The 519-nt window shown below is 59.9% G+C and carries 1 protein-coding gene; it reads left to right on the top strand.

Translation table 11 applies throughout. The features are described from left to right. The coding region (locus HX812_RS31830) for a TolC family protein (RefSeq protein ID WP_177060459.1) at positions 1–402 on the top strand (402 nt) is incomplete at its 5' end. Positions 403–519: the final 117 nt, after the last annotated feature.

Below are 519 nucleotides of genomic sequence, written 5' to 3'. Positions count from 1 at the left end.
GGCAGCCTGCGCGCCAGCCTGGACTACTCGAAGATCCAGAAAGAGATCAACGTGGCGAACTACGAGAAGGCCATTCAGACCGGCTTCCAGGAAGTCTCCGACGGCCTCGCCGCACGTGAGACCTACAAGCAGCAACTGGATGCCCAACGTGGCTTCGTCGCGGCCAACCAGGATTACTACCGACTGGCCGAGCGTCGCTACCGCATTGGTGTCGACAGCAACCTGACGTTCCTCGATGCCCAGCGCCAACTGTTCAGTGCCCAGCAATCGCTGATCACCGACCGCCTGGCGCAACTGACCAGCGAGGTCAACCTGTACAAGGCCCTCGGCGGCGGTTGGAACGAGCAGACCGCGAAGAACGAGCCGTTGAAAGAAGAAGCACCGGCGCTGAAATTGTTCTGATAGCACCTGCATCAACAAAGCCCACCTCTTGGTGGGCTTTGTGTTTTCTGGGGCTGACCAACTTGCGTTCGATCATCGCCCACAACCCGCTCTCCCCCACTTTCATCGCCCCCGCAC

The sequence above is a fragment of the Pseudomonas sp. IPO3749 genome, from assembly GCF_013386605.1.
In the GTDB taxonomy this organism is placed as follows: Bacteria; Pseudomonadota; Gammaproteobacteria; order Pseudomonadales; family Pseudomonadaceae; genus Aquipseudomonas; species Aquipseudomonas azotoformans_A.
Note: the sequence above shows the minus strand (reverse complement) of the source record. Positions and strands in the feature narration are given on the sequence as shown.